This window comes from Xylanibacter ruminicola (assembly GCF_900142525.1).
In the GTDB taxonomy this organism is placed as follows: domain Bacteria; phylum Bacteroidota; class Bacteroidia; order Bacteroidales; family Bacteroidaceae; genus Prevotella; species Prevotella ruminicola_A.
The window spans coordinates 77,365-103,275 of record NZ_FRBD01000013.1 but is presented as its reverse complement, the minus strand read 5'-3'; the positions used below and the strand labels follow the sequence as shown (position 1 = coordinate 103,275).

Genomic DNA, 25,911 nt, shown 5'->3' with positions numbered 1-25,911 from the left:
ATCATATGGTTGTTTCTTCTTTACATGGAATCCAGAGCCAGAATGTTGAACCACAATCCCTGCCCTCGGATGTTACGCCAATCTCGCCACCACAATTATCTGCGATAGCTTTACAGATGCTTAACCCAAGACCTGTGCCTTGTACGAAATCATTCAGTTTAACGAAACGGTCGAACACTTTCTTCTGATGTTCCTTTGGTATGCCTGCACCAGTATCTTCGCAATATATGTACAGTCCTTCTAAGTCGTGGCGAACCTGTTTCTTGTAACCTATCTTGATGTGTCCTGTTTTGGTGTATTTAACAGCATTGGTAACAAAGTTGGTTATTACCTGCTGTATGCGTCCGCCATCTATCGTGGTGATAAATGTGGGATAGGGACTCTCTGTTTTGAATTCTACATTTGGATTCTGTACTCTCTTGGCCAACGATATCGACAAGTTGTTAAAGCATTGTGCGAAATCAGTCTTGGTAGGTTCAATCTTGATGTCTCCGCTTTCAAACGATGATAGTGCCAGAATATCGTTAACCAGACGTAGCAACATGTCGCAGTTGTTGTTGATTACCTTGATAATCTGTGCTCGTTCAGCATCTGTGGTCAGCATTGGCAGTACCTCTGAGAATCCTACGATGGCATTCAATGGGGTGCGTATCTCATGACTCATATTGGCCAGGAAGGCACTCTTGCGCAATCCTGACTGGTTGGCACGTTCAGTCTCCTCCTTCAGTAGCTCTTGTTTGTTTATCAGATTGGTTACGTTTCTGAATACACCATAGGTACCAGTTAGCTTACCTTCTTCGTCGTGGAATGGTACAAAGTCGATGAAGTGCCATTCCAACTTGTCGTTATTTTGGAAGAATGAACGAGAGTGTGATAGTAATCTCTTTGGCTCTTTGAAAAAGTCGTATGGATTCTTTTTCATTTCCTCTATAAACGGTGTGCCGTTGAAGTATGACAATAGCTTATCGAAATCCATCGTTATTTCAGGTGCACTCATATCTTTGTAGAATGATATCTCGCGCTTGATGAACGATGCACGGAAGAATCGCATTTCGATATTATCCATCAGGTATTTCAGTTCGTTCTCATACTCAGCAATTTTCTTGTTGGTACGCTGTATCTGAGCTTCGTTCTTCTTTTGCTGATGGTATAGCTCTCGCTCCTGACTGATATCTCTGATGTATAGGGTGAACATCTCCAACTCCTTGTCGTTATTGAAGATGGGGTGAATACGTATCTCTACATAGCAGTCAACCTCTCGCTCTGTGATGATGGTTCTGGTGCAGAAGTACAGATCTTCCTTTTCTTTCTTATAAATAATAAAGCGGAAGTTAGGAATTTCGAACAATGGGAAACGGTAGTAGAAGGGATCATTGTCGCCTTTGAATTTCAGGATCTCGCGCAATTTCTTGTTGGCAGTTAGCAGATGGCCGTCTTTGTCATAAAAGGCCTGACCTACGATGCTCTGTTCAAACAATTTGCGATAGCGATCAGTCAACTCTATATCTTCCTTCTCCAGCAACATCTGTTCTGTCTGGTCATAAAGTGTGCAGTAGAAGTTCACTGGTTTCTTCTTGTCTTGCTCGTCATACTCTACTATTCCCACATCACGCAGGTATCGCCAGTCGTGCTTGTGCTCCTTGGTACTTCTGTCCCATCTGAACATACACTCTGATGATTTGGCACCCTTAACCAATCTGTTCATAAATGCCATGTAGATGTGCTTATCGTCAGGATGTATATAGTTCAGACTCTCCTCGTAGCTCATACCCTCGTGAGGCAGGAAGTTACCATACAGGTTATCAGCCAGACGGTTCTGTAGGTTCAGTCGTATCACGTAGTTGTTTTCGTCAAGTGTGTGTTGCATAATGGTAGCCATATCCTTAGCTCTCTCAGTATTCCTTCGTATACTGTAGAGGGTTATGCGGTTCAGTATCACTCCTATGATAATGACCATCAGGGTTAATATAACTATCAATATCTGCATGCTACATCATTTCTTTTCAAAACTATTCATCTCGCATGGGATGCTCATAAAGAATGTGTTCCCCTTGCCTGGTGCTGAGAGTACATCGATGGTTCCTCCCATCTGTTCAACCAGTTCTTTTACTATTGGCAGGTCTAGGCCTGTGCCTATGCGCTTGTTCTTGGCATCGCCCATAAAGCGGTTGAAAGCCTTTGGCACTTCATCAAACTCCATGCCCTGGCCAGTATCTTCTACTATGATAATCAACTCGTCGTGCAGGTATTCGTATCTCGACTTCAGCGATCCTGCTTTAGTGGTGAGGGCAGAATATCCGCATAGTTTCTGGATGGCTGTGCCCAGATTCTGTGGGTCAATCTTAATCAGTAGCGAGTTGTATGAGTTTTCTATGACTTGCTTTACATTCTTGCTTGCATCAGCCCAACCCTTCTGGCACCATTTCTCAAATTGTGCAGCAAAGTCGCACACCTCATAATGATACTCTATCATGTGGGCATCAAGACGTGAAATAAACAAGATGTCATTGATCAACCCCAACAGAACATCAGTATTTTTTTTGATCTCGTTAGCAAATACAGGCTCATCTTCTCGATTATGTTCAGATTTGAACAACTCTGCAAATCCTATTACGGCATGCAGGGGAACGCGTAGCTCGTAGCTCATGTTCAGCAGGAAGGCGTTCTTCAGCTGTTCCTCCTCTTGCGCCTTGGCCGTCTCTTCTTGCAGGTGCTTCTCAATGTGAGCCATCTCTGTCTCATTTCTGCACATACCAAAGTAGTGGGTCACCTTTCCCTCCTTGTCTGTTATGGGCATCATACTGAAGTTCAGATAGATGTCGCGCCCCTTGTGATCTCTAAGTTTGGTGCGTACAGTTTCTGATATGGTGCTCTTGTACAGCCTGTCCATTCTGGTTATCAGTCGCTTGGCGCGCTTCCTGTCGTCAGAATGCACCATAGCTATGGCTTTTAGCTGACTGAGACGTGTGCCTGCTCCGCTCAAGTCGCTCAGTATCTCAAGCGTGTGGCTTTCTGGGTAGTAGCTCGTCAGTCGTGCATCGCTTATCTTCAGTGTGTAGTTCAGGTCGTCAATATATTGTTTCAGTGCCTTGGTTCGCTCCTCCATCAGCCTGGCTGACTCTTGCTGTCTGTGGTGCGACTCTACCATCTCTGTAATGTCGCGCCCTGCAGCTATCACACCTTGCGACTGGTTGTCAATGTCGTGAATAGGCTCTAGCATTACCTCGTAGTATATCTTCCCTGTTCGAGTTACCTCTGGCACACGCTCGTCAGTGGCTTTTACCTGAGTGATGTCTGTGATGGATGATAGTTGGGTATGCTCTAAGGTCTTGATGTCGATATCCCTGTACGATGGAATGTCTGTCATCTTCATTCCTCGTCTCAGAAGTTCCTGCGGATTCTTAACTCCAAATGTTTCGCAAGCCTTTTCGTTGAGTTCTGCCAGATAGCCATCAGCATCGTAGTATATCATGTCTACTAGCGACGAGTTGAACACTGTGTGGTATTTCAGCATCAGGTTCTTGGCCGCTTCGGCCTGATTCTTTTCCTGGGTCACGTCTCTTTGTGTGCCTAGGATTTCTATAGGTAGATCCTGCTTGTTCCTGCGTAATACCGAAAGGCTCATCTCGTATGTCTTTACGTCGCCATCCTGCGATGGAGAACCTTTTACTGTCAGCGTGTCAGTAATCTGTTCTCTGTTCTGTATGCTTTCTATCGCTTTTACTATCTGCTTGAAGTCTTCTCTGTCGTACAGCTGCGAGAACTCGAATGGGGTGTAGAATGTTTTCGTAAGATCCTTTTTTGATATAACTTTGAATACGTTCTTCTTGGTATTATAAGTCCAGGCATCAGTTTTGTTGGCATCCATAATGAGGGTTAGCTGTGCATTCAGTCTTTGTACCTCACGCGTCACTCGTTTTTCTTTGTAGTAAGTCAATCGGTTGTATACTACCATTGCGATAGCGGAAATAATAAATGCCGCTATCAAATAGATGTAGGTGTGGCTAATATCTATAAGCATTAATTGTTGTATTGTCTATAAGTATGGTAGTAAACACCCGCAAAGATAGCTTATTTTGCGCAAATAACAAAATTTTTGAATGAAAAAAACACAATTATTTGGAAGTTTCGCAGAAAAACCTTACTTTTGTCATCAGAAAATGATTAAAAGTATACAAAAATGGTTGACGTAAAAGAAATTTTAAAGAAAAGCGAAGAGCGCATGGAGATGGCAGCTATGTACCTTGAGGACGAGCTGAATCGCATTCGTGCAGGTCGTGCCAATGTGGCCATTCTCGATGGTGTTCGTGTAGAAGTGTATGGTAGCAAGGTGCCTCTGAATCAGGTTGCTAACGTGAGCGTTCCTGATCCTCGTACCATCGCCATCAAGCCTTGGGACCGCAAGGAGATCCGTAACATCGAAAAGGCTATCATGGATAGCGATGTAGGTATCACTCCTGAGAACAATGGCGAGATTATCCGCCTGAATATCCCTGTTCCTACTGAGGAGCGTCGTCGTGACCTTACCAAGCAGTGTAACAAGATTGCTGAGAAGGCAAAGGTTGAGGTTCGTAACGTTCGTGGCGATGTAAAGGATAAGCTGAAGAAGGCAATCAAGGATGGTCTTTCTGAGGACTTGGAGAAGGATGCTGAGGCTGAGCTCCAGAAGTTGCATGATAAGTACATCAAGAAGATCGACGAACTGATTACAGCCAAGAACAAAGAGATCATGACCGTATAATGCGCGGACTCGTTATTAAGAATACAGGCAGCTGGTACACCGTCTTAACAGACGATGGCCAGCTGATTGATTGTAAGATAAAGGGTAACTTCAGGTTGAAGGGCATCCGTAGTACCAATCCTGTGGCTGTGGGCGACAGAGTGCAGATAGTACCCAACAATGAGGGTACGGCTTTTATCACTGAGATTGAGGATCGTCGTAACTACATCATCCGCAAGAGTATCAACCTCTCTAAGCAGAGTCATATCATTGCGGCTAATGTAGACCAGGCTATCTTGGTGGTAACAGTGGTTAATCCTCAGACATCCACCACCTTCATCGATCGTTTCCTGGCATCAGCCGAGGCTTATCGAGTGCCAGTCATTCTGGTGTTCAATAAGACTGATCTGCTCGATGAGGATATGCGTCGCTATCAGGAGGCAATGGTTAATCTGTATCAGACCATTGGCTATGAGTGCCATCAGATTTCGGCCAATACGGGCGATGGGGTAGAGGCGCTGCATCCGTTGTTGAAGGATAAGATTACCTTGCTGAGTGGCAATAGTGGTGTGGGCAAGTCTACACTTATCAATCGCTTGGTGCCAGGTGCCAGTCAGCGTACTGCCGAAATTAGTGATGCGCATAACACAGGTCAGCACACTACCACGTTTAGTGAGATGATACCATTAGTATTCTCCTCCTCCTCTGGAGAGGAGGGGCAAGGGGTGGAGGCGAAATCATGGCTCATCGACACTCCAGGCATCAAGGGCTTTGGTACTTTCGATATGGAGCCTGAGGAGTTGACCAGCTATTTCAAGGAGATATTCCATTTCTCGCAAGAGTGTCGATTCTCTAATTGTACCCATACCCACGAACCTGGTTGTGCAGTACTTAAAGCACTCGAAGACCATTACATAGCCGAAAGCCGCTATCAGTCCTATCTGTCTATGCTCGAAGATAAGGATGAAGGCAAATACAGAGCAGCTTATTAAACTAACATAATGAAGAAACTTATTTCTATTCAATGCTTGTTGGCTGTCAGCATGATGGCCACAGCACAGGTTAAGACTCCAGTCAAGGAGTTTAATCTCTCCGGCCCTTATGCCGTTTCAGCTCCATTTGCTATCGATACCGTCGATGTGAATGGTAAGAAGTTCGATCCTACCTCAATGATGGGATCTATCGCCTTGACCTCTAAGTCTGATGGCAAGTTTGATGGTTGCGTACTTCCTTCTTTGAAGGATAGCAAGAGCGTGGGCCTGCTTACGTTCTATGTGAACAATGCCGATTACATAAAGGGAAAGGTTGAAGTGAAAGGTCCCAAGCATTCAAAGCTGTTTATTGATGGTGTTGAGGCTGGTGGCGACATCAAACTGGCTCCAGAGCATCATACCTTTACTGTCCAGTATCTGGCTGAGCCTAATGATACTGATTCTATCAAGGTTTGCTTCGATGCTCCTAAGGCTATTCCTTATACCCTCGACACACGTCACCCCTATATGGTACACGATCTGACTGATGGAAAGCGTGTACGTGGCATCAGTCTTTCAGCCGATGGCCAGTTGGTGGCTCTGTCTTATCAGACTACTGCCCGTGGTGGTAATAGCACTTGGAGCTATGAGCTGCGTGATGCTAAGACCCAGCGACTGATAACTACTCTGGCCAGCAATCCCCGTTGGATGCCTAAGTCAATCGCTTGCTTGGTTGATGAGAAAGAGGGCGATAAGCGCTCACTCTATAAAGTAGATCCTAAGACGGGTGTCCGCACCTTGTTTGCTTATGATATTCCTGAGGGTTCTTACGTTCTGGCGCCTAATGAGGATTATCTGATTTTTTATATGGAAGAAGAGGGCCCCAAGGAGGATAAGGAGGTGTTCGAAGTTCTCGAGATGGACGATCGTCAGCCTGGTTGGCGCAAGCGTAACTACCTGGCCAAGTACGATATCAAGACAGGTATCACCCAGCGCATCACCTTTGGCACCAAGGGCGAATATCTTGGCGACATCTCGCAGGATGGTAATAAACTGCTTGTTGTAAGCAATCGATCTCGTCTGGTAAAGCGTCCCACAACGGTGAGCGATATCTTTACTATCGATGCTAAGACATTGAAGGTCGACACTTTGCTTTGTGGTGCAGAGTTCCTGGGCAATTGTTGCTTCTCGCCCGATGGTTCGCAGGTTCTGTTCACTGGCAATCCTGAGGCCTTCAATCGCATTGGTTGTCAGTTGCCTGCCAGCGTAACACCAAGTATGACTGAGAACGAGTTGTTCCTCTTCGATATCGCTACCAAGAAGGTTACACCACTCACCAAGGATTTCGATCCTAGCATCGAGAGTGTTGATTGGAATTGGGCCGATGGCCAGATTTATTTCTCTGCTGAGGATCGCGATTATGTAAATATGTTTGTGCTAAATCCAAAGAACGGGAAAATAAGTAAACTTCCTGTCTCTGGCGATTATGCATATCGCTATAACATGGCTGCCCATGCGCCTGTGATTGGTTATCTCTCGTATAAGACGATGGAGCCAGCATCTGCCTATGTCTACGATCTGAAGTCTAAGAAGAACCATACTCTCTTTGATGGTGTTAAGGCTCTGGGCGATGCTGAGATTGGTACTTGTCAGGATTGGAACTTTACCAATTCTAAGGGCGATACCGTTTATGGTCGCCTCTACTTGCCAAAGGATTTCGATGCTACCAAGAAGTATCCTATGATTGTTTACTACTATGGTGGCTGTTCTCCTGTGTCACGATATTTCGAGTCGCCTTATGCTCCTCAGTATTGGAACTCTCTTGGTTATGTGGCTTATATCCTTCAGCCCAGTGGTGCCACAGGTTTTGGTCAGGAATGGGCATCGCGCCATGTAAACACGGCTGGTCGTGGTCCTGCTGAGGATATCATCGAGGGAACCAAGAAGATTTGTGAGGCTCATCCGTTTATCAATGCTAATAAGATAGGTTGTATGGGTGCCAGCTATGGTGGATTCATGACCCAGTATCTGCAGACTCAGACAGACATCTTTGCTGCAGCTGTCAGCCATGCAGGTATCGCCAACCACACCAGCTATTGGGGCGAGGGCTATTGGGGCTACAACTATAGCGAGGTTTCTATGGCCAACAGCTATCCTTGGAGCCATCGCCAACTCTATGTAGATCAGAGTCCGCTTTTCAATGCTGATAAGATTCATACCCCACTGCTTCTGCTTCATGGTAATGCTGATACCAATGTGCCGCTGATTGAGAGCTTGCAGATGTTCACTGCCCTCAAGCTTCTTGGTTGCGAGGTATCGCTGGTAGAGGTTGAAGGTGAGAACCACCACATTCTCGATTACTCGAAAAAGGAGAAGTGGCTTGCCACCCAGATGGCTTGGTTCCAGAAGTGGCTCAAGGACGACCCCTCATGGTGGGACGCCCTCTATCCAAAGAAACATCTCTAAACGATTAAAAGTACACAAAAGGAACCGTCCCTTTTGTGTACTTTTTTAGATGGTGATCTCGCCTGAACCTATGCAGTGGTGATGGTTCTCGTCGTAGACCACGCAGAACTGACCTGGGGCCACACCATGTATCTTATCCTTGGAGTGGACGATGCACTCATTTGGGCTTGTCCATTCTAATGTGGCTGGATGATACTCTGGTGTGTGGCGAATCTTGAATGTGACCTCTGTGGGCTGCATCTCCTTGGTCAGGAAGTGGAAGTCCTTCACAGGGAAGTCGGCCTTATAGGCTGTTTCTGGGTCGTAGCCATGCGATACATATAATATATTATTGGCTACATCTTTCTTAACCACAAACCATGGACCACCACCAAAGCCCATACCTTTACGCTGACCTATGGTGTGGAACCACAATCCCTTGTGTTCGCCAATGCACTTGCCCGTTTCGAGTTCGATCACATCGCCTGGTTGCTCGCCCAGATAACGACGGATATAGTCATTGTAGTTGATTTTACCAAGGAAACAGATGCCCTGCGAATCCTTACGCTTGGCGTTTACCAGATGTTCGCGCTCTGCTATCACACGCACCTCATCCTTTACGTAATGTCCTATTGGGAACAACGCCTTCTTCAATTGCCAATCAGCAATCTGCGCCAAGAAATCCGTCTGATCCTTCACAGGGTCAGGGCTTGTGCACAGCCATTTGTAACCATCAGCATCAACCTCAGTCATGGCATAGTGTCCAGTAGCTATCAGGTCGTAGTCGTGGCCACGCTTCTCGTCGAAGGCGCCAAACTTAATCAGTCTGTTACACATCACATCTGGGTTGGGGGTTAATCCAGCACGAACCTTGTCCATGGTGTACTTCGTAACCTGGTCCCAATACTCCTTGTGGCAATCAATCACCTCCAGCTTGCAACCATACTTATGCGATACGGCTGTAGCCATCTCGAGGTCTTCCTCGCTCGAGCAGTCCCACTCCTCTTGCTCCTCAGGGCCAATCTTGATGTAGAAGCAATCTGGATGCAATCCCATACGAGCAAACTCGTATACGACTACGGAGCTGTCTACACCGCCTGAAAGCAGCACTGCAATGCGCTTATTCTCTATATCCTTGATATTCATGGGTGCAAAGGTACAAAAAGTTAATAGTTAATAGTGAATAGTTTATAGTTAATTATGCTTAATTATTTGTGTATTTCCATTGTCAGTTCAAAAATACTACATATCTTTGCGATATCAAAATGATATCAAATTATTAATCATATAAAACTATAAAGTTATGGAGACAAAAGAGTTTGAGTTCAAAGGATCGGTTATGAATGGATTCCTGATGCTGTTTGTAAACATTGCAGTTATCATTCTGGCAATCGTTGGTATAGTATATAGCATTATCCAGCTCGATGCTAGCAATGGCGCTATGGGTGGCTGGGAGCTTGGAGCAAGCGTACTGCTGATTGTTATTAATATAATTATGTGGTGTGGCATGATGCAGCTTGAGCCAAATGAGGCGCGAGTAACCACATGGTTTGGCAAGTATGCTGGCACATTTGCCCAGACGGGTTTCTACTGGATCAACCCTTTCTATGGCACCAAGAAGGTTTCGCTTCGCGCTCGCAACCTGGATGCTGAGCCCATCAAGGTAAATGATAAGACAGGTAACCCAGTGATGATTGGATTGGTACTGGTTTGGAAACTGAAGGATACCTATAAGGCTCTGTTCGAGGTTGATACACAGACCATGGCTGCTGCTCCCAATACTGTTGGCAGCGACACCAAGGGACTGATGAAGGCCCTGGAGAGTTTTGTTCGCGTTCAGAGCGATGCAGCCTTGCGCCAGGTGGCTGGTCAGTATGCTTATGATGATGAGGATTCTAAGACTGGTGAACCTACTTTGCGCTCAAGTGCCGATGAAATCAACGAGCAGTTGGAGCAGAAACTCGACGAGCGCCTGGCTCTGGCTGGTATCGAGGTGGTTGAGGCTCGTATCAACTATCTGGCCTATGCTCCTGAGATTGCTGCCGTGATGCTGCGTCGCCAACAGGCAAGTGCCATCATTACGGCTCGCGAGAAGATAGTAGAGGGTGCTGTATCGATGGTAAAGATGGCGCTTGATAAACTCTCGAGTGAGGAGGTTGTAGAGCTCGACGACGACAAGAAAGCTGCCATGGTCTCTAATCTGCTGGTAGTGCTCTGTGGCGACGATAATGCTCAGCCAGTAGTAAATACTGGTACTTTAAATCATTGATCATTGAACATTGACCATTGAACATTTATGGCTGAAAAGAAATCCACTAAGAGTTTCATCCTGCGTGTTGACTCTGACACGATGGACGCGATAGAAGCCTGGGCTGCGGACGAGTTCCGCAGCACCAATGGCCAGCTGCAGTGGATCATCACTGAGGCCCTTCGCAAAGCCAAGCGCCTGCCCAAGAAACGAATCCCAAAAACTGAAGAAGAATAATGAGTGATTTTGATTTAAAGTCAGTAAAAGTGCATCGCACACTCGAGGGAACTATCTTCGAGATAGCTGCTGCTGTTATCATGTTATGTGCGTGGGTGGTAGTAATAGTTACCAGACATAATTCAACCCCTGATTGGATAGGATACGGAGGTTTTACCGTAGCTGTTTTGGTAGCTCTATTATGTGCCTATTCGCCAAGTCATATTAATGTATTTAGCATACCATTACATAATATCCGACAAGTAGAACTTTCTATTCGTATGGTTCGTATCATTGCTATAGGATTAGCTTTAATGGCTCTGGTGCTTTCTATTGTCGGTCCAGATTCACCTCTTTCTAAAACGCTTACCCTTGGTATCTTTATTCTTGTCGGTCTCATTGGCTTTGTATTTATTTACCTTATTCAAAGAGCAAGATGATACTTAGAAAGTTTGTTGCATATCTGTATTACGTAGGCTGTGTAATATTAGGCATAGGCATTGTTGGCAAGATGCTAATACACTTTCCATTATATTGTGAGAGGCGTATGAAGAAGTTATTATTCACTATTGCTTTAGCCAGCATAGGTGCATCAGTCTCTGCCCAGAATATTAATGGCACTTGGAGTGGAGAACTGAATGCTGGTTTTCAGAAGATTAAGGTTGTGCTGAATTTGAGCGACGATGGCAAGTGCACGCTCGATAGTCCAGACCAAGGCGCTTATGGCATAGCAGCCACTACCAACTTTGTTTCTGCAGATTCTATCAACGTAAGCATTGCTTCGCTTAATGCATCTTACTCAGCGCGATTGCAGAATGGCGAGTTGAAGGGTACTTTTACTCAGAACGGTTTTAAGTTGCCATTGAGCCTTAAGCCAAGTGAGAAGGCAGAGTTAAGACGCCCACAGAATCCACAACCACCATATCCGTACGAGACTGAGGAGGTGACGTTCCAAAATACTAAGGCAGGAGCCACACTTGCTGGCACACTAACCATACCCGCTGGTGGTTCAAAGTATGTGCTACTGATGGTGACAGGTAGTGGTGCCCAGAATCGCGATGAAGAGGTGTTTGGACACAAGCCTTTTGCTGTAATTGCAGATAGGTTGGCTCGCGCTGGTATCGCCACTTTGCGATACGACGATAGAGCTACTGGTAAATCCGTGGGTGGCATGGATCCTAACGTAACCACACTCGATTTCGCTGCAGATGCAGAAGCTGGCATCCAGTGGCTTCGCTCGCAGAAGCAATTCAAGAAGGTTGGCCTCATTGGTCATAGCGAGGGTGGAACCATCGCCTTTATGTTAGCTGCTCAGAAGAAATTGAATTTCATCGTGTCTCTTGCAGGTACAAGTGTTAAGGGCGATAGTGTGTTGCTGGCTCAGACTAAGGCCATGGCAGGTCCACAAGTCAAAGACTTGACCATAGAGCAGTTGCGCCAGATGCCAGAGATGCAGAATCCTTGGGTTAAGTGGTTTATCGACTACGATCCACAAAACGACATCGCAAAAATCAAGTGCCCTGTAATGGCCCTTAATGGTAGCAAGGACCTTCAGGTTATCGCTAGCCAGAACTTACCTGCCTTGCGTCGCACCCTCCCCAAAAACAAACGCAACATCATCAAGGAGTACGAAGGCCTCAACCATCTATTCCAGCATTGCAAAACAGGCATGCCCACAGAATATGCCACCATCGAAGAAACCTTCTCAGAAGAAGTCATCAACGACATCATAGCTTGGATCAAGCGATTGTAAAAATCATATCCCCATTGGTCCAAAGTACACAAAAACCGTCCTTTTTGTGTGTTGTAAACATTATGTCAAAGATCTCTTGGCCTCTATAGAATAAGCGTTGGCGATGGCATTAAGGGAATTTATTGCTAGAATTAATGCGCGCAATTTCTAGATTTAAATCTCGCAATTTTTTTATTTAGTGCCGCCGCTTGCGCTCTCTCATATTGACGATGCAAAGGTACATAAATTTCAAATGCAAAACAATACTTTTCAAATTCCAATGCGCGGCAGTGCGGCAGTGCGGCAGCGCGGCATTAGGTGTTTGCATAGTATAGTAGTGAGGCATATATATCTATTTTAAATTATTATATATTATAATATATAATAATTATATATAATATAATAGAATAGGTTGCCGCGGATGATGAAAGTGCTGATGCCGCTCTGCCGCAGTGCCGCTCTGCCGCATATTTTACCTAAACGAATCGGTAAGCAGTTTGATTTCGATTTGGGGGGCGATGCGCTCGTAAAGGATGTTGTAGACGGCATCGAGGATAGGCATGTTGACGTGGCAATGACGGTTGATCTCCTTCATGCACTTGGTGCCAAAATAGCCCTCGGCTATCATCTCCATCTCGATCTGGGCGCTCTTAACGCTGTAGCCCTTGCCAATCATGGTGCCAAAGGTGCGGTTGCGTGAGAAGTTGCTATAACCAGTAACTAGCAAGTCGCCCAGGTAAACGCTGTCGTAGGCATTGCGCTCAAGGGGATAGACGGCTGTAAGGAAGCGGTTCATCTCCTGAACGGCATTGGCCATAAGTACGGACTGGAAGTTGTCGCCATACTTCAATCCGCTACAGATACCAGCTGCGATGGCATAGACATTCTTCAAAACGGAAGAATACTCGATGCCCACCACATCGGTAGAAGTCTTGGTCTTGATGTATTCGCTGCTGAGAACATCGCAGAAGGCCTGGGCCTTTTCGCGATCAGCACACCCCACGGTGAGGTAGCTGAGGCGCTCTAGGGCAACCTCCTCGGCATGAGAGGGGCCTCCAATGCAAGCCAGGTTCTCGTAAGGCACATCGTACACCTGATGAAAATACTCGCTACAAACGAGATTTTCATCAGGTACGATACCCTTAATAGCAGTTAGTATAAACTTGTCGCGTATACGCGTCTTCAGTTTCTTGAGGTGACTCTTGAGGTAAGGCGATGGGGTGACAAATACCAGTGTGTCGTACTGCTGGGCAATACGGTTCAGGTCGCTATCGAAGTAAATTTCGTCGATATTGAAGTGGACACTGGTGAGGTAGGCAGGGTTGTGACCCATGCGACGGAAATCTTCGATACGGTCGTCACGACGCATGTACCAACCTATGTGGTGGGTGTGACTCACCACAATCTTGGCTATGGCTGTGGCCCAGCTACCGCCTCCAATAATTGCGATTTTTCCTACGTCAAACATCTAGAGCCTACGGATTTTACAGATTATACAGATTATTTATTGGCGGCCTCGATCCATGCAGCAACCTCATCTACTGATGGCTTCTGCATCTCGAGCTTGTACTTCTTAACGATGTCGCCAATCTTCTGCTGCAGGCCCTGAGGCTTCTCGTCCTTGATGTTTGTAATCAAGTTGAAACCAGCCTTGCGCAGAACGGGAACCCACTCCTCGCTGACGCCAATCTCGGCCCACTCTGCAGGTGTGCTCTGAGGAATCTTCTTCTCAGGCTTCATCTGTGGAAACAGCATCACCTCGCCAATAGTGAACTTACCTGTGAGCAGCATCACCAAGCGGTCGATACCGATACCGATACCAAACGTTGGAGGCATACCATACTGCAGAGCGCGCAGGAAATCCTGGTCGATGATCATAGCCTCGTCGTCGCCCTTGTCAGCAAGCTTCATCTGCTCGATGAAACGCTCTTCCTGGTCTATTGGGTCGTTAAGCTCAGAGTAGGCGTTAGCCAGCTCCTTACCATTAACCATCAGCTCGAAACGCTCAGTGAGTCCTGGCTTAGAGCGATGCATCTTGGTGAGAGGTGACATCTCTACAGGATAGTCGGTAATGAAAGTAGGCTGGATGAATGAGCCCTCGCAGAACTCACCAAACAGCTCGTCGATGAGCTTACCCTTACCCATGGTCTCGTCTACATCCATGCCCTTTGAGAGGCAGAATGCTCGAATCTCATCCTCAGTCTTGCCATCGCAGTCGAAACCTGTTTTCTCCTTGATGGCGTCGAGGATAGGCAGACGGCGGAATGGGGCCTTGAACGAGATGATGTTGCCATCGATCTCAACCTCGGGCTTGCCGTTGACAGCTGTGCAAATCTGCTCCAGCATATTCTCGGTGAAGGTCATACCCCACAGCAGGTCCTTGTAGCTCACGTAGAGCTCCATGCAGGTAAACTCTGGGTTGTGGGTCTTGTCCATGCCCTCGTTGCGGAAGTTCTTACCCATCTCGTAAACACCCTCGAAACCACCTACGATGAGGCGCTTCAGGTAGAGCTCAGTGGCGATACGCATGTACATATCCTGGTTGAGCGCATTGAAGTGGGTGATGAATGGGCGTGCTGAAGCACCACCTGCAATGTTCTGCAGGATAGGTGTGTCAACTTCAGTATATCCAGCATTATCAAGAATGCTACGAAGTGTGCGGATGATGGTGGCACGCTTCAGGAAAGTATCTTTTACACCCTCGTTAACTACCAGGTCGACATAGCGCTGGCGATAACGGAGCTCTGGATCGTCGAACTTATCGTAGGCCACACCGTCCTTATACTTCACGATAGGCAGTGGCTTAAGGCTCTTAGAGAGCAGAGTGAGCTCAGAAGCGTGAACTGAGATCTCGCCCGTCTGGGTGCGGAACACCTTACCCTTTACGCCAATAAAGTCGCCGATATCCAGCAGGCGCTTAAATACATTATTATATAAGTCCTTATTCTCGCCTGGACAAATGTCGTCGCGAGTGATATAAACCTGAATTCGACCTTTTGAGTCCTGGAGCTCAGCAAACGATGCTTTACCCATGACGCGACGACTCATCATACGTCCGGCAATCACTACCAGGCGCTCTTCATCGTCCTTGAAGTTTTCCTTAATCTCTGTGCTGAAAGCATTAGTTGGGAACTCTGCTGCAGGATAGGGGTCGATGCCCATCGAGCGCAGTTCCTGAAGGCTCTGACGCCTTCCGATTTCCTGTTCGCTTAATTCTAAAATGTTCATCTTAAATATTCGAATATTTCAATTTTATGGCTGCAAAGTTACAAAAATCTCGCGAAAAACGCAAGATTAGAGTAAATATTTGCAAAAAAAGTGCGAAAGATTTGTTTAGTACATAAAAAAAGTATATATTTGCTGCACGATAACTTAGAACAACTAATGGGACAAGAGACAATAAAGAAAAGAGTTGTAGGAATTGACATCAGTCTGGATGCCATCACTTACGCCATTGTCGACGTGAAGGGTGAGGTGATAGCGATTGATAGTTTCCCAACACTCGACTATCCGGATATTAACCAATTCATTTCGGCCTTGAGCGACCATATGATGAATATGATCGAGCAAAACGGTGGCTATGAAAGCATCAGGTCTGTGGGTATCAGTGCTCCAAGTGCTAACTTTATGAGTGGCAGCATAGTCAATTCGCCCAACTTTCCTTGGAAAGGCGTGATACCCCTGGGATTACTGCTTAGAGACCGTACTGGTTATGCTGTGGCCGTGGCTAACAATGCTGATGTAAGAGCACTTGGCGAACATGCATATGGCATGGCCAGGGGCATGCGCGACTTTGTGGTGATAACCATGGGTAGCGGAATAGGCAGCTGCCTGTTTTCTAATGGCATGATACATAAAGGTACTGATGGATTCGCAGGTGAGATAGGCCATACGTGCGTAGTGAACAACGGACGCCAATGCGGCTGTGGTAATAAGGGATGCCTTGAGGCGTATGTTGCTGCTAAAGGCATTGTAACTACAGCTAAAGAGCTGATGGAACAAACAGACAAGCCATCGCTGATGCGAGGAGTGGAAAAACTTACCCCCAAGATGATAACGGAATTCTGTGAACAGGGCGACGAGCTGTCGATCGAGGTATATCGCAAAACTGGTGAGCTGTTTGGCTTAGGACTGGCCAACTATGCATCGATGGTAGACCCTGAGGCGTTTATCTTTACAGGAGGCATATCGAGAGCTGGAAAATGGCTGTTCGACCCAGCTAAGGAGATGTTCGACAGATACGTGTTCCACAATACATGTGGTAAAACCAAGTTCCTGGTGTCGGAAGACGATCGTGCTGTAAACGATGTGCTTGGAGCAAGCGTACTGGCATGGGAGGTAAGAGAGTATTCATTATTCAAATAAGAATAGATTATGGCAACTAACGATAATTCAATAGAGAGCGTAGATAAAATTAAAACCAGAGTTATAGGTATCGACATACGTGTTGATCGCACCACTTATGCAGTGGTGGACATCAGAGGCGAAATCGTGGCTCAAGATTATTTCCTGACCACCGACTATAGCGAGGTAAACGAATATATTGGTGCTCTGAGCGAGAAGGTGATTGCTCTGGCTGAGGAAAATGGTGGATATGAGACCATTCGATCGGTGGGTGTTAGTGCCCCATCTGCCAGTTCAGTTACTGGTTGCATCGAGAATGCTGCTAACCTGCCTTGGAAGGGCGTCATCCCCTTGAGTGCCCTACTGAGAGACCGATTGGGGCTTGCTGTGGCTGTGGCCAACGATGCACATATCTCTGCCCTTAGCGAGAAATCGTATGGTAGCGCCCATGGTATGAAGGACTTTGTGGTGATATCGATAAGCCATGGCGGACTGGGTAGCTGCTTCTTCTCGAACGGCCAGCCACACTTGGGATACAATGGCTTTGCTGGCGAGGTGGGCCACACCTGTGTGGAAGTAAACGGACGTCAATGCGGATGCGGAAACATGGGATGCCTTGAGGCTTACTGCTCGGAGAAGGGATTGGTGAGAACGGCTCGTGAGCTGATAGATGCCAGCAAGGAACCCACGCTGTTGAGCGATTTGAAGGAACTGACCATCAAGTCGATTGCAGATTGCTGTTATAGAGGCGACAAGGTGGCCATTGAGGTATTCCGTTGTACGGGTGAACTGCTCGGACTTGGATTGGCCAATTATGCATCGGTGCTTAATCCTGAAGCCATCATCCTGACTGGCGATATGACTCAGGCTGGAAAATGGCTGCTAAAGCCTATGAGGGCATCGTTCGAGGAACATGTGTTCCATAACATCAAGAACAAGACCCGTATCCTGGTATCCATCCTGAAGGAAGGAGAGAGAGATGTGCTGGGAGCTGGTGCTCTGGCATGGGACGTGAAAGAATATTCGCTATTTAAATAATATAACTAGACATGGAGGAATATCAGATTAAAACAAAAGTGGTAGGCGTCGACATCAGTAATGAACGTACGACCTACGCCATTGTGGACATTCGTGGAAACATTATTGCCGAGGAGCATTTTGCAACCAGCGACTATCCCGATGTGAACAATTTTGTGAAAGAGCTGAGCGACAAGATTGTTACGTTGGTTGAGGCCAATGGTGGTTATGAAACCATACGGTCTATTGGTGTTAGTTCGCCAAGTGCAAGTTCGGTTTCTGGATGTATCGAGAATGCCGCCAACTTGCCATGGAAGGGTATTGTGCCACTGGCCGCCATGCTGAGAGATAGAATCGGATTGGCAGTAGGCCTATCGAACGATGCGCATATATCGGCATTGGGCGAGTATACCTTCGGATGTGCACATGGTATGAAGAACTTTATCATACTGAGCATGGGCGTAGGATTGGGCAGTTGCTTCTTCTCGTCTGGTGGCGACCACCAAGGTCACAATGGCTATGCAGGTGAGTTTGGACATACCTGTGTGGTGGACCATGGACGTAAGTGCGGATGTGGTCATGAGGGTTGTCTGGAGGCTTATGCTGGTGCAGCTGGTATCATACATACTGCTGAGGAGCTGATGGCTGAGAGCGACAAACCTACACTGTTGAGAGATCTCGACAAGATTACGCCACGTACCATCAAGATGTGTTGCGATAAGGGCGACGAGTTGGCCATCGAGACATTTAAGAGAACAGGAGAAATCTTAGGATTGGCCATGGCTAACTATGCATCGATTGTAGACCCTGAGGCTATCATCCTCACGGGTGGTATATCGCATGCTGGCAAGTGGCTGCTCGAGCCAACCTATGAGTCGTTCGAGAAGCATGTGTTTGGTAACTTGCGTGGCAAGGTGAAGATTCTGGTGTCGAAACTTAACGACCGCGAACGTGATGTGCTTGGTGCCAGCGCCTTGGCTTGGAGTGTGCCAGAGTACTCATTATTCAAGTAAGATGAACATAGAGAAGATTAATAAGATTATATACGAAAAACCCAATTTAAGTACAGCCCTCGGGATGGAATTTATTTCTACTCCCGAGGACGATACTTGTATGGCGAAAATGAAAGTTGACGAGCGAAATCGCCAGCCTTTCGGATTTCTGAGTGGAGGGGCATCGCTTGCTCTGGCTGAGAATCTGGCGGGTGTGGCATCGTCAGCATTATGCCCTGGATGTGCTTGTGTAGGCATTGAGGTAAGCGGAAGTCATGTAAAGGCGGTGGCTGAAGGAGATACAGTTACAGCCTACGCCCGAATGTTGCACAAAGGTTCTACCCTGCATGTGTGGAACGTAGATATCAAGGACACGGCAGATGAACTGATATCGAATGTGCGAGTTACTAACTACATTATCAAACAGAAGAAATAATGAGTGCATACGCAATATACCGACTACCCCATGAAGACCACGCCACACTGATTCGTCAGACAGAAGGTGAACCCATGGAACTCCATTCGCTTACAGAGCTGAATGGTAAGCAGGGATTTGTAGTAGCACCATTCGAACTAAAGGCTAATCAGCCCGTGCTGCTGATACAAGGAGAGGCAGAGATTGTTTTACTCGAGGAAGGAGGAATGAGGAATGAGGATCGAGATATGATTGGTGTGAACCATCAATATAAGGAGAGCCTCCAGCAGAAGTATTCTCGTTCCTCTTTTCTCGTTCCTCCTTCCTCGTATTATAAAGTTGATTTTGCCAACTATCACTCGCAATTAGAGAACGATACCTTCCGAAAAATCGTGCTAGCCCGTTGTGCTGATGAGAAACTTAATGGAGGTGTCGAACCTATGGAGTTGTTCTATCGTGCTTGCGCCATGTATCCACGACTGTTTATCGCTCTGGTTGAGACAGAAAAAAGTGGTTGCTGGCTAACAGCCACACCTGAGATCCTGCTTGATGGCAAAGGTAATGATTGGCGTACCATCGCCCTGGCAGGAACCATGAAACTGGAGGGCGACCAACTGAATGGCGAGGGTGAGACCTTGACGTGGAGCACCAAGAATATCCAGGAACAACGCATAGTGGCTACATACATCACAGAGTGCCTGGAGCAGTTTACTGGCGACTTCCGTGAGGAAGGGCCTAAGACAGTAAGAGCTGCAAATCTGGTGCACCTGAGGAGCGATTTTACATTTAAACTCAATGATAACAATCATATTGGCGACATACTGAACACCCTACACCCCACACCTGCTGTGTGCGGACTACCTAAGCGTGAGGCGTTTCAGTTTATCGTAAAGAACGAACATACCCCACGCCGTTATTATAGCGGCTTTATGGGTACTCTGAGTGCCACTGAGACTCATCTGTATGTATCGCTGCGATGCATGAACATAGATGGCGACACTTGCCATCTGTATGCAGGTGGTGGATTGCTGAAAGACAGCACAGAAGAGCAGGAGTGGCTTGAAACTGAAGCAAAAATGGAAACAATGAGGAGATTATTATATGTATAGCAGTAAAGAGAACGTAAACATACTGACAGCTTTGTTGGTAAAGCATGGTGTAAGGCACGCAGTTATTTGTCCAGGTAGCCGTAATTCACCCATATCGCACAACCTTTGCGAGTGTCCTGATATCGAGTGCTTCCCTGTTACAGATGAACGTAGTGCTGGATTCTATGCTCTTGGCATGGCATTGACACTATGTAAGCCAGTGGTTATCTGTGTTACCAGCGGAACAGCATTGCTTAACGTTGCCCCAGCCGTGGCAGAGGCTTACTATCAGCATGTGCCCCTTATCGTGGTGTCAGCAGATAGACCACAGCAATGGATTGACCAGCTTGATGGACAAACCATGCCACAACCTGATGCCTTGGGACGCTTTGTGAAGAAAGCAGTATCGCTGCCAGAACCACACGATGACGAGACAAGATGGTATTGCAATCGCTTAGTAAATGAAGCGCTTAACGAGACCAATCATCATGGTTACGGACCTGTACATATCAATGTACCCATCAGTGAGCCATTGTTCGAATTCAATGTAGCAGAGTTGCCAGATGAACGCCGTATACATCTGATAAATAGTCGTTGCGACAGATATATGCTTTCGATAGCATGCTCCGATCAGTTTGTGGCCGCCCAGAAGCCTATGCTGGTTATCGGACAGATGTCGATGGAACAGCTGTTGCCATCTGAGATCTATATGATTTCGCAGTGTGCTGTGGTGCTTAATGAGGCATTAAGTCTGGGTAAGGGTGGAAGCCACTTCAATGAGGTGCTCTATGCCGTTTCGGGCGATCCTGATTTCGAACCTGACTTCCTGCTATACGTAGGCGACACCATGGTTAGTAAACGCTTGAAGTGCTGGATGCGTACGCTGAAGAATACCAAGATATGGGCCGTTACTGAGGATGGTAGGATACAAGACACCACCATGAATCTGTATGGCGTGATAGAAGGTCGTCCAGCTGATGTGATCGAAGATCTGGTGGAGTCGATCAAGACTAAATCTATCAGCTCTACATCGCGCTATAAGGCCCGTTGGGATATGGCTCTCCGCAAGACGGCTTATATGGCTATGACCTACAAGCCAGAATATTCGCAGATGGCTGCTGTAAAGATGTTCGAAGAAAAAATAGGCACAGCTGTTAACTACTTCGTGCACTATGGCAATAGTAGTTCTATACGCTTGGCAAGCTTCTATGCCCGCCATTTTGTGTATTGCAATCGTGGTGTAAATGGTATTGAAGGTACCTTGTCTACAGCTGCTGGAGCATCGGTGGTAGCAGATCAGAAGGTGTTCTGCGCTTTGGGCGACCTTAGCTTCTTCTACGATCAGAATGCACTATGGAATCAGAATCTGAAGGGTAATCTGCGTATTTTGTTGTTGAACAATCATCGTGGCACCATCTTCAGTATGCTGAAGGGCTTGGAGCAGAGTGACTCTCGCGAAAGATTTGTATCAGGTTCGCATACTGCCTCTGCTGAGGGTATCTGCATGCAGAATAATGTTCAGTACCTGAAGGCCACAAATATGGAGGAACTGGCACAAAGTCTCGACACACTGATTAACATAGAGAGTGACCGCCCTGTATTGTTGGAGGTACTTACCGATGCTGATGAGGATGTGCGAATCATTAATGATTATTATCAGAAATTGAAAGTATGAGAAATTGGAAACAGATAAAAGAATTTAAGGAGATACTTTTTGAAGAATATAATGGTATAGCTAAGATTACTATCAATCGTCCGCAATATCGTAATGCTTTTACACCCAAGACTACTTGGGAGTTGAGTCAGGCTTTCTCCATGTGTCGTGAGATGCAGGAAATCAGTGTGGTACTGCTTACTGGTGCTATGAGTGAGGTGCCTGAGGGTAAGACGCTGGCTGATGTGAAGCATGCCTTCTGCTCAGGTGGCGATATGCATGTAAAGGGCCGTGGTGGATATGTGGATGAAGAGGGTGTACCCCGTCTGAGTGTGCTTGATGTGCAGATGCAGATTCGTCGTCTGCCCAAGCCCGTTATCGCTATGGTGAATGGTTACGCTATTGGTGGCGGTCATGTGCTCCACTTGGTATGCGACCTTACCATTGCATCAGAGAATGCCATCTTTGGTCAGACTGGTCCTAAGGTTGGAAGTTTCGATGCTGGATTTGGATCATCGTATCTGGCCAGAATCGTTGGTCAGAAAAAGGCACGTGAGATTTGGTTCCTCTGTCGTCAGTATTCTGCCAAAGAGGCCGAGGAGATGGGGATGGTAAATAAAGTTGTGCCTATCGATCGACTTGAGGACGAATGTGTGGAGTGGGCTGAGATTATGATGGAACGTTCGCCATTGGCACTCCGTATGATCAAGGCTGGATTGAATGCAGAATTGGATGGTCAGGCAGGTATCCAGGAGCTGGCTGGCGATTGCACTATGCTGTATTACTTCCTCGATGAGGCTCAAGAGGGTGGCAAGGCTTTCCTTGAGAAACGTAAACCCGATTTCAAAAAGTATCCCAAGTTGCCATGAGGTTTGAAATAGAAGAACGGCTTCTGCATTTCAAGCAACCTGCAGGTACTTCGCGTGGGGTGTATACTACCAGAAAGATCTGGTTGATAAAACTCGTTGATGGCGAACATCAGGGAGTAGGAGAGTGTGCGCCATTACCCGATTTGAGTTGCGATGCTATGGGCGATGAGGCGTATGCTTCTATATTAAATAAGGTGTGTGAGGATTATTGCAAGACGGGCGAGATAGATTACAACTTCCTTCGCGATTATCCCTCTATGCTCTTCGGTCTGGAAACAGCGGTACTTTCGCTGCATCACCCATCACCCATCACCCATCACCATCTCTTCGACACCGCCTTTAGCAGGGGCGAAGTAGGTATTCCTATCAACGGACTTGTGTGGATGGGTAATTATGAGGAGATGCTTGCGCGATTGGAGGAGAAACTTGATAAAGGTTTCCGATGTGTAAAACTCAAGATTGGCGCCATCGACTTTGATAAAGAGCTGGATTTGGTAAAGAAGATCAGAGAGCGTTTCTCATTTCATGAGGTTGAGCTGAGAGTTGATGCTAATGGTGGATTTAAGTATGATGAGGCACTCTATAAACTAGAGTTACTCTCGCAATACGCCATTCATTCTATCGAGCAACCTATCAAGCAAGGTCAGTGGGCCTATATGGCGGAACTCTGTAGAGAGTCGCCATTGCCTATTGCGCTGGATGAAGAATTGATAGGTGTTAACGATCCTGATACCAAATGCCATATGCTGAACATTATCAAACCACGATACATCATCCTCAAGCCATCGCTTCATGGTGGCATGATGGGGTGTAAAGAGTGGATCAGTATCGCTCGTGAAATGGGTATTGGCTCATGGATAACGTCTGCTCTCGAAAGTAATATTGGTTTGAATGCCATCGCTCAGTTCGCTTCGAGCGTTTATGGCGATGATATTACCATGCCTCAAGGCTTAGGTACTGGTCAGTTGTTTACTGATAATATCCCCATGCCGCTTGAAATTCGTGGCGATAAACTTTGGAGAACTGAAAAGTGAGTGTCGAGGAATTTCTTGCTGAGTGGAATAACGATAGTCCGTATGTCGAGGTAAAGACCAGTGGAAGCACTGGTGAACCTAAACGTATGATGGTTGAGAAACGCAGAATGCTGAATTCTGCGCGTATCACTTGTGATTTTCTCGATCTGAAATCTGGCGATACGGCCTTACTCTGTATGTCTACCGATTACATCGCTGGTAAGATGATGGTAGTAAGGTCTATAGAGCGTGGACTCAAGCTGTTTAGTTTTGAGCCGAGTGGTCATCCGTTGAAAAGTACACAAAATGGAGGATTCTTTGCTTTGCAAAGCGGCAGAGCCGAGCGCTTTCTGTGTACTTTTGCTGCGATGGTGCCTATGCAGGTGTATAACTCGTTGCAGGTTCCTGAAGAAAGGGAAAGACTGATGCAGATAAAGCACTTGATTATTGGTGGTGGGGCAATTGATGAGGCGATGGAACGCGAACTAAGATGTTTTCCAAATGCCGTGTGGAGCACATACGGCATGACTGAGACACTCTCGCATATAGCACTTCGTCGTATCAGTGGTCCTGATGCATCTGATTGGTACACTCCGTTTTCTTCTGTCAGTATCTCCCAAAACGATGATGGTTGCTTGGTAATCAATGCTCCTGAGGTTTGTGCCCAAACACTCGTCACCAACGATATAGTAGAGATCGCGAACAATTGCTTCCGCATACTTGGTCGCAAGGATAACGTCATCTGTTCAGGTGGCATCAAACTGCAGATTGAGGAAATAGAACGTGAATTGAAACCTTACGTGCGCGTACCTTATATAATAACTAAACGTAAGGACGAGAAGTTTGGTGAGGTGGCGGTGCTACTGACTGAAGGTTCTGCTGATGAGGCAAAAGCTATCTGCGAAAAGTATCTGCCCAAATATCATATCCCCAAAGCCTACATACATGTAGACAAAATCCCTCTGACTGAAACAGGAAAACCTGCTAGGAAGAAAGCAGAAACCATAGCTTGCTCAATAAAGTGAAATAGGACTACTCTCGCGAGCAGTCCTACCTCGATTAGTTAGTAATATGATTAGGTCTACTAAGTTGATTGGTTAATCGTATTTCGTTGGCAAACTAGCTTTCTCTGTAGAAATCCAGTGCCTCGTAAATTTCTTCTTTTGTTGCAGTCTGGTTAATCAGTATATCGCCTACACCTCCCAGAAGCGTAAAGTTAATGATGCCAGCTACATTCTTTTTGTCGTGAGTCATCAGCTCAAGTAGCGTTGGGTAATCATCACATGTGATATTCATCTTGCCATAGTGGTCGAGTATGAATCTTGCTGTCTGATGCATCTTCTCGCTTGGGAATCCTGTCTTGATGGCACTCAGATACAACTCAACTATCAGTCCCCATGCCACTGCATAGCCATGCAGCACGGGTTTGCGCTTCAGAGCCAGCGATTCGAAGGCGTGTCCTGCTGTATGTCCTAAGTTCAGTGCCTTGCGAATGCTTTTTTCAGTAGGATCTTCAGTCACAATACGCTGCTTTACAGCTACCGATTCAGCCACCATACGCTTTAACTCCTCCAGATTTGGCTTCTCTATGTCGAACGATAGCAGCTCACCAAGCATCTTCTCGTTGTTAATCAAACCATGCTTCAGCATTTCTGCATAACCTGATAGCATGTTCTCTACATCGAGAGTCTTCAGGAATTCTGTATCCAGAATTACGCTCTTGGCATTGTTAAACACGCCAATCTCGTTTTTCAATCCAAGGAAGTTGATTCCTGTTTTTCCACCTACCGATGCATCTACCATCGAAAGCAGGGTGGTGGGTATGTTGATGTAGTTGATGCCGCGTTTGAAAGTTGATGCTGCAAATCCGCCAAGGTCTGTAACCATTCCACCACCTATATTTATTAATAAGGTGTGGCGTGTGGCTCCTCCTTCGCTCAGATGCTTCCAAACAGTCATCAGCGAAGCAAAGTCCTTATGAGCATCTGTGGCCTCAATAACAATGCGCTTAGCATCCTTCAAGCAACCAAAATCCTCTACTACTGGCAGACAACAATCTGCAGTAGTTTCATCGGCCAGCACGAATATCATGTCGTGCTCGCACTCAGAGATTGCCTCTTCGAGTGTTCTATCCAGCTTGTCGGATATGATAACTTTTTGTGGGCTCATTATCTTTTGGTTGCCTAA

General features: G+C 46.4%; 22 protein-coding genes. 16 read left to right on the top strand and 6 right to left on the bottom strand.

Going from position 1 to position 25,911, the window contains the following annotated elements; all coding sequences use genetic code 11:
* Nucleotide 1: 1 nt before the first annotated feature.
* Together BUB86_RS09650 and BUB86_RS09645 are read right to left on the bottom strand one after the other, a co-directional pair.
* Entirely contained in the window at nt 2-1,987 is a 1,986-nt protein-coding gene (locus BUB86_RS09650; RefSeq protein WP_073208862.1) for a PAS domain-containing sensor histidine kinase, read from the bottom strand.
* A gap of 6 nt (nt 1,988-1,993) precedes the next feature.
* A complete protein-coding gene (locus BUB86_RS09645) occupies nt 1,994-4,021 on the bottom strand; it encodes a PAS domain-containing sensor histidine kinase (protein WP_081373191.1) in 2,028 nt (675 codons plus the stop codon).
* A gap of 159 nt (nt 4,022-4,180) precedes the next feature.
* Here BUB86_RS09645 and frr point away from each other — a divergent pair, with 159 nt between their 5' ends.
* Genes frr through BUB86_RS09630 form a run of 3 tightly spaced genes read left to right on the top strand, consistent with a single transcriptional unit; the run spans nt 4,181 to nt 8,157 of the window.
* The gene (gene frr, locus BUB86_RS09640) at nt 4,181-4,741 is read left to right on the top strand and encodes a ribosome recycling factor (protein ID WP_073208858.1); all 561 of its coding nucleotides are present in this window, start codon (nt 4,181-4,183) and stop codon (nt 4,739-4,741) included.
* Complete coding sequence (gene rsgA, locus BUB86_RS09635) at nt 4,741-5,712, top strand: ribosome small subunit-dependent GTPase A (RefSeq protein ID WP_073208856.1); 972 nt, start codon at nt 4,741-4,743, stop codon at nt 5,710-5,712. Before frr ends, rsgA begins: the two co-directional genes overlap by 1 nt.
* A gap of 9 nt (nt 5,713-5,721) precedes the next feature.
* Nucleotides 5,722-8,157 carry an alpha/beta hydrolase family protein gene (locus BUB86_RS09630; protein WP_073208854.1) on the top strand — a complete coding sequence of 812 codons (2,436 nt, stop codon included), beginning with the start codon at nt 5,722-5,724 and terminating at the stop codon, nt 8,155-8,157.
* Between the two features lie 45 nt (nt 8,158-8,202).
* On the opposite strand, the gene mnmA is transcribed toward BUB86_RS09630, so the two are convergent.
* The gene (gene mnmA / locus BUB86_RS09625; RefSeq protein WP_073208852.1) at nt 8,203-9,282 is read right to left on the bottom strand and encodes a tRNA 2-thiouridine(34) synthase MnmA; all 1,080 of its coding nucleotides are present in this window, start codon (nt 9,280-9,282) and stop codon (nt 8,203-8,205) included.
* A 157-nt stretch (nt 9,283-9,439) separates the two neighbouring features.
* On the opposite strand from mnmA, the gene BUB86_RS09620 reads away from it, so the two are divergent.
* The 4 genes from BUB86_RS09620 (at nt 9,440) to BUB86_RS09605 (ending at nt 12,353) form a co-directional block, all read left to right on the top strand.
* Nucleotides 9,440-10,405 carry an SPFH domain-containing protein gene (locus tag BUB86_RS09620; RefSeq protein ID WP_073208850.1) on the top strand — a complete coding sequence of 322 codons (966 nt, stop codon included), beginning with the start codon at nt 9,440-9,442 and terminating at the stop codon, nt 10,403-10,405.
* A 27-nt stretch (nt 10,406-10,432) separates the two neighbouring features.
* The gene (locus BUB86_RS09615; RefSeq protein ID WP_073208848.1) at nt 10,433-10,621 is read left to right on the top strand and encodes a hypothetical protein; all 189 of its coding nucleotides are present in this window, start codon (nt 10,433-10,435) and stop codon (nt 10,619-10,621) included.
* Nucleotides 10,621-11,040 (top strand): hypothetical protein, encoded by a 420-nt coding sequence (locus BUB86_RS09610; RefSeq protein ID WP_073208846.1) that lies wholly within the window; start codon nt 10,621-10,623, stop codon nt 11,038-11,040. Before BUB86_RS09615 ends, BUB86_RS09610 begins: the two co-directional genes overlap by 1 nt.
* A gap of 107 nt (nt 11,041-11,147) precedes the next feature.
* Nucleotides 11,148-12,353 (top strand): alpha/beta hydrolase, encoded by a 1,206-nt coding sequence (locus BUB86_RS09605; protein ID WP_073208917.1) that lies wholly within the window; start codon nt 11,148-11,150, stop codon nt 12,351-12,353.
* A 451-nt stretch (nt 12,354-12,804) separates the two neighbouring features.
* Here the strand turns inward: BUB86_RS09605 and BUB86_RS09600 are convergent, their stop codons facing one another.
* Both BUB86_RS09600 and lysS read right to left on the bottom strand, forming a co-directional pair.
* Nucleotides 12,805-13,800: an NAD(P)H-dependent glycerol-3-phosphate dehydrogenase gene (locus BUB86_RS09600; protein WP_073208844.1), complete on the bottom strand. Its 996-nt coding sequence runs from the start codon at nt 13,798-13,800 to the stop codon at nt 12,805-12,807.
* A 32-nt stretch (nt 13,801-13,832) separates the two neighbouring features.
* Nucleotides 13,833-15,560 carry a lysine--tRNA ligase gene (gene lysS / locus BUB86_RS09595; RefSeq protein WP_073208842.1) on the bottom strand — a complete coding sequence of 576 codons (1,728 nt, stop codon included), beginning with the start codon at nt 15,558-15,560 and terminating at the stop codon, nt 13,833-13,835.
* A 156-nt stretch (nt 15,561-15,716) separates the two neighbouring features.
* Here lysS and BUB86_RS09590 point away from each other — a divergent pair, with 156 nt between their 5' ends.
* The 9 genes from BUB86_RS09590 to BUB86_RS09550 are packed head-to-tail and all read left to right on the top strand — an operon-like array spanning nt 15,717 to nt 24,749.
* Nucleotides 15,717-16,697, top strand: a complete 981-nt coding sequence (locus BUB86_RS09590) for an ROK family protein (protein WP_073208840.1) — start codon at nt 15,717-15,719, stop codon at nt 16,695-16,697.
* A gap of 9 nt (nt 16,698-16,706) precedes the next feature.
* Nucleotides 16,707-17,714, top strand: a complete 1,008-nt coding sequence (locus tag BUB86_RS09585; protein ID WP_073208837.1) for an ROK family protein — start codon at nt 16,707-16,709, stop codon at nt 17,712-17,714.
* Nucleotides 17,715-17,725: 11 nt separating this feature from the next.
* Nucleotides 17,726-18,706 (top strand): ROK family protein, encoded by a 981-nt coding sequence (locus tag BUB86_RS09580; protein ID WP_073208835.1) that lies wholly within the window; start codon nt 17,726-17,728, stop codon nt 18,704-18,706.
* Nucleotide 18,707: 1 nt separating this feature from the next.
* Nucleotides 18,708-19,121, top strand: coding sequence for a PaaI family thioesterase (locus tag BUB86_RS09575; RefSeq protein ID WP_073208833.1), 414 nt, complete (start codon nt 18,708-18,710; stop codon nt 19,119-19,121).
* A complete protein-coding gene (locus tag BUB86_RS09570) occupies nt 19,121-20,209 on the top strand; it encodes an isochorismate synthase (protein WP_073208831.1) in 1,089 nt (362 codons plus the stop codon). The genes BUB86_RS09575 and BUB86_RS09570 overlap by 1 nt, the downstream gene beginning before the upstream one ends.
* The gene (menD, locus tag BUB86_RS09565) at nt 20,202-21,863 is read left to right on the top strand and encodes a 2-succinyl-5-enolpyruvyl-6-hydroxy-3-cyclohexene-1-carboxylic-acid synthase (protein ID WP_073208829.1); all 1,662 of its coding nucleotides are present in this window, start codon (nt 20,202-20,204) and stop codon (nt 21,861-21,863) included. The genes BUB86_RS09570 and menD overlap by 8 nt, the downstream gene beginning before the upstream one ends.
* Nucleotides 21,860-22,711: a 1,4-dihydroxy-2-naphthoyl-CoA synthase gene (gene menB / locus BUB86_RS09560; protein WP_073208828.1), complete on the top strand. Its 852-nt coding sequence runs from the start codon at nt 21,860-21,862 to the stop codon at nt 22,709-22,711. The genes menD and menB overlap by 4 nt, the downstream gene beginning before the upstream one ends.
* Nucleotides 22,708-23,745, top strand: a complete 1,038-nt coding sequence (menC, locus tag BUB86_RS09555) for an o-succinylbenzoate synthase (protein WP_073208826.1) — start codon at nt 22,708-22,710, stop codon at nt 23,743-23,745. The genes menB and menC overlap by 4 nt, the downstream gene beginning before the upstream one ends.
* Nucleotides 23,742-24,749, top strand: a complete 1,008-nt coding sequence (locus tag BUB86_RS09550) for an AMP-binding protein (protein WP_073208824.1) — start codon at nt 23,742-23,744, stop codon at nt 24,747-24,749. Before menC ends, BUB86_RS09550 begins: the two co-directional genes overlap by 4 nt.
* 94 nt (nt 24,750-24,843) lie before the next feature.
* On the opposite strand, the gene aroB is transcribed toward BUB86_RS09550, so the two are convergent.
* Complete coding sequence (gene aroB, locus BUB86_RS09545; RefSeq protein ID WP_073208821.1) at nt 24,844-25,893, bottom strand: 3-dehydroquinate synthase; 1,050 nt, start codon at nt 25,891-25,893, stop codon at nt 24,844-24,846.
* Between the last annotated feature and the right edge of the window lie 18 nt (nt 25,894-25,911).

Bases quoted from the DNA above. Each gene is read 5' to 3' on its own strand.
- BUB86_RS09585 (WP_073208837.1), top strand. From the start codon at position 16,707: ATGGCAACTAACGATAATTCAATAGAGAGCGTAGATAAAATTAAAACC.
- BUB86_RS09610 (WP_073208846.1), top strand. From the start codon at position 10,621: ATGAGTGATTTTGATTTAAAGTCAGTAAAAGTGCATCGCACACTCGAG.
- BUB86_RS09630 (WP_073208854.1), top strand. From the start codon at position 5,722: ATGAAGAAACTTATTTCTATTCAATGCTTGTTGGCTGTCAGCATGATG.
- aroB (WP_073208821.1), bottom strand. From the start codon at position 25,893: ATGAGCCCACAAAAAGTTATCATATCCGACAAGCTGGATAGAACACTC.
- menC (WP_073208826.1), top strand. From the start codon at position 22,708: ATGAGGTTTGAAATAGAAGAACGGCTTCTGCATTTCAAGCAACCTGCA.
- BUB86_RS09575 (WP_073208833.1), top strand. From the start codon at position 18,708: ATGAACATAGAGAAGATTAATAAGATTATATACGAAAAACCCAATTTA.
- lysS (WP_073208842.1), bottom strand. From the start codon at position 15,560: ATGAACATTTTAGAATTAAGCGAACAGGAAATCGGAAGGCGTCAGAGC.
- BUB86_RS09620 (WP_073208850.1), top strand. From the start codon at position 9,440: ATGGAGACAAAAGAGTTTGAGTTCAAAGGATCGGTTATGAATGGATTC.
- BUB86_RS09600 (WP_073208844.1), bottom strand. From the start codon at position 13,800: ATGTTTGACGTAGGAAAAATCGCAATTATTGGAGGCGGTAGCTGGGCC.
- BUB86_RS09650 (WP_073208862.1), bottom strand. From the start codon at position 1,987: ATGCAGATATTGATAGTTATATTAACCCTGATGGTCATTATCATAGGA.
- BUB86_RS09615 (WP_073208848.1), top strand. From the start codon at position 10,433: ATGGCTGAAAAGAAATCCACTAAGAGTTTCATCCTGCGTGTTGACTCT.
- BUB86_RS09645 (WP_081373191.1), bottom strand. From the start codon at position 4,021: ATGCTTATAGATATTAGCCACACCTACATCTATTTGATAGCGGCATTT.
- menB (WP_073208828.1), top strand. From the start codon at position 21,860: ATGAGAAATTGGAAACAGATAAAAGAATTTAAGGAGATACTTTTTGAA.
- frr (WP_073208858.1), top strand. From the start codon at position 4,181: ATGGTTGACGTAAAAGAAATTTTAAAGAAAAGCGAAGAGCGCATGGAG.
- rsgA (WP_073208856.1), top strand. From the start codon at position 4,741: ATGCGCGGACTCGTTATTAAGAATACAGGCAGCTGGTACACCGTCTTA.
- BUB86_RS09605 (WP_073208917.1), top strand. From the start codon at position 11,148: ATGAAGAAGTTATTATTCACTATTGCTTTAGCCAGCATAGGTGCATCA.
- BUB86_RS09570 (WP_073208831.1), top strand. From the start codon at position 19,121: ATGAGTGCATACGCAATATACCGACTACCCCATGAAGACCACGCCACA.
- menD (WP_073208829.1), top strand. From the start codon at position 20,202: ATGTATAGCAGTAAAGAGAACGTAAACATACTGACAGCTTTGTTGGTA.
- BUB86_RS09590 (WP_073208840.1), top strand. From the start codon at position 15,717: ATGGGACAAGAGACAATAAAGAAAAGAGTTGTAGGAATTGACATCAGT.
- mnmA (WP_073208852.1), bottom strand. From the start codon at position 9,282: ATGAATATCAAGGATATAGAGAATAAGCGCATTGCAGTGCTGCTTTCA.
- BUB86_RS09580 (WP_073208835.1), top strand. From the start codon at position 17,726: ATGGAGGAATATCAGATTAAAACAAAAGTGGTAGGCGTCGACATCAGT.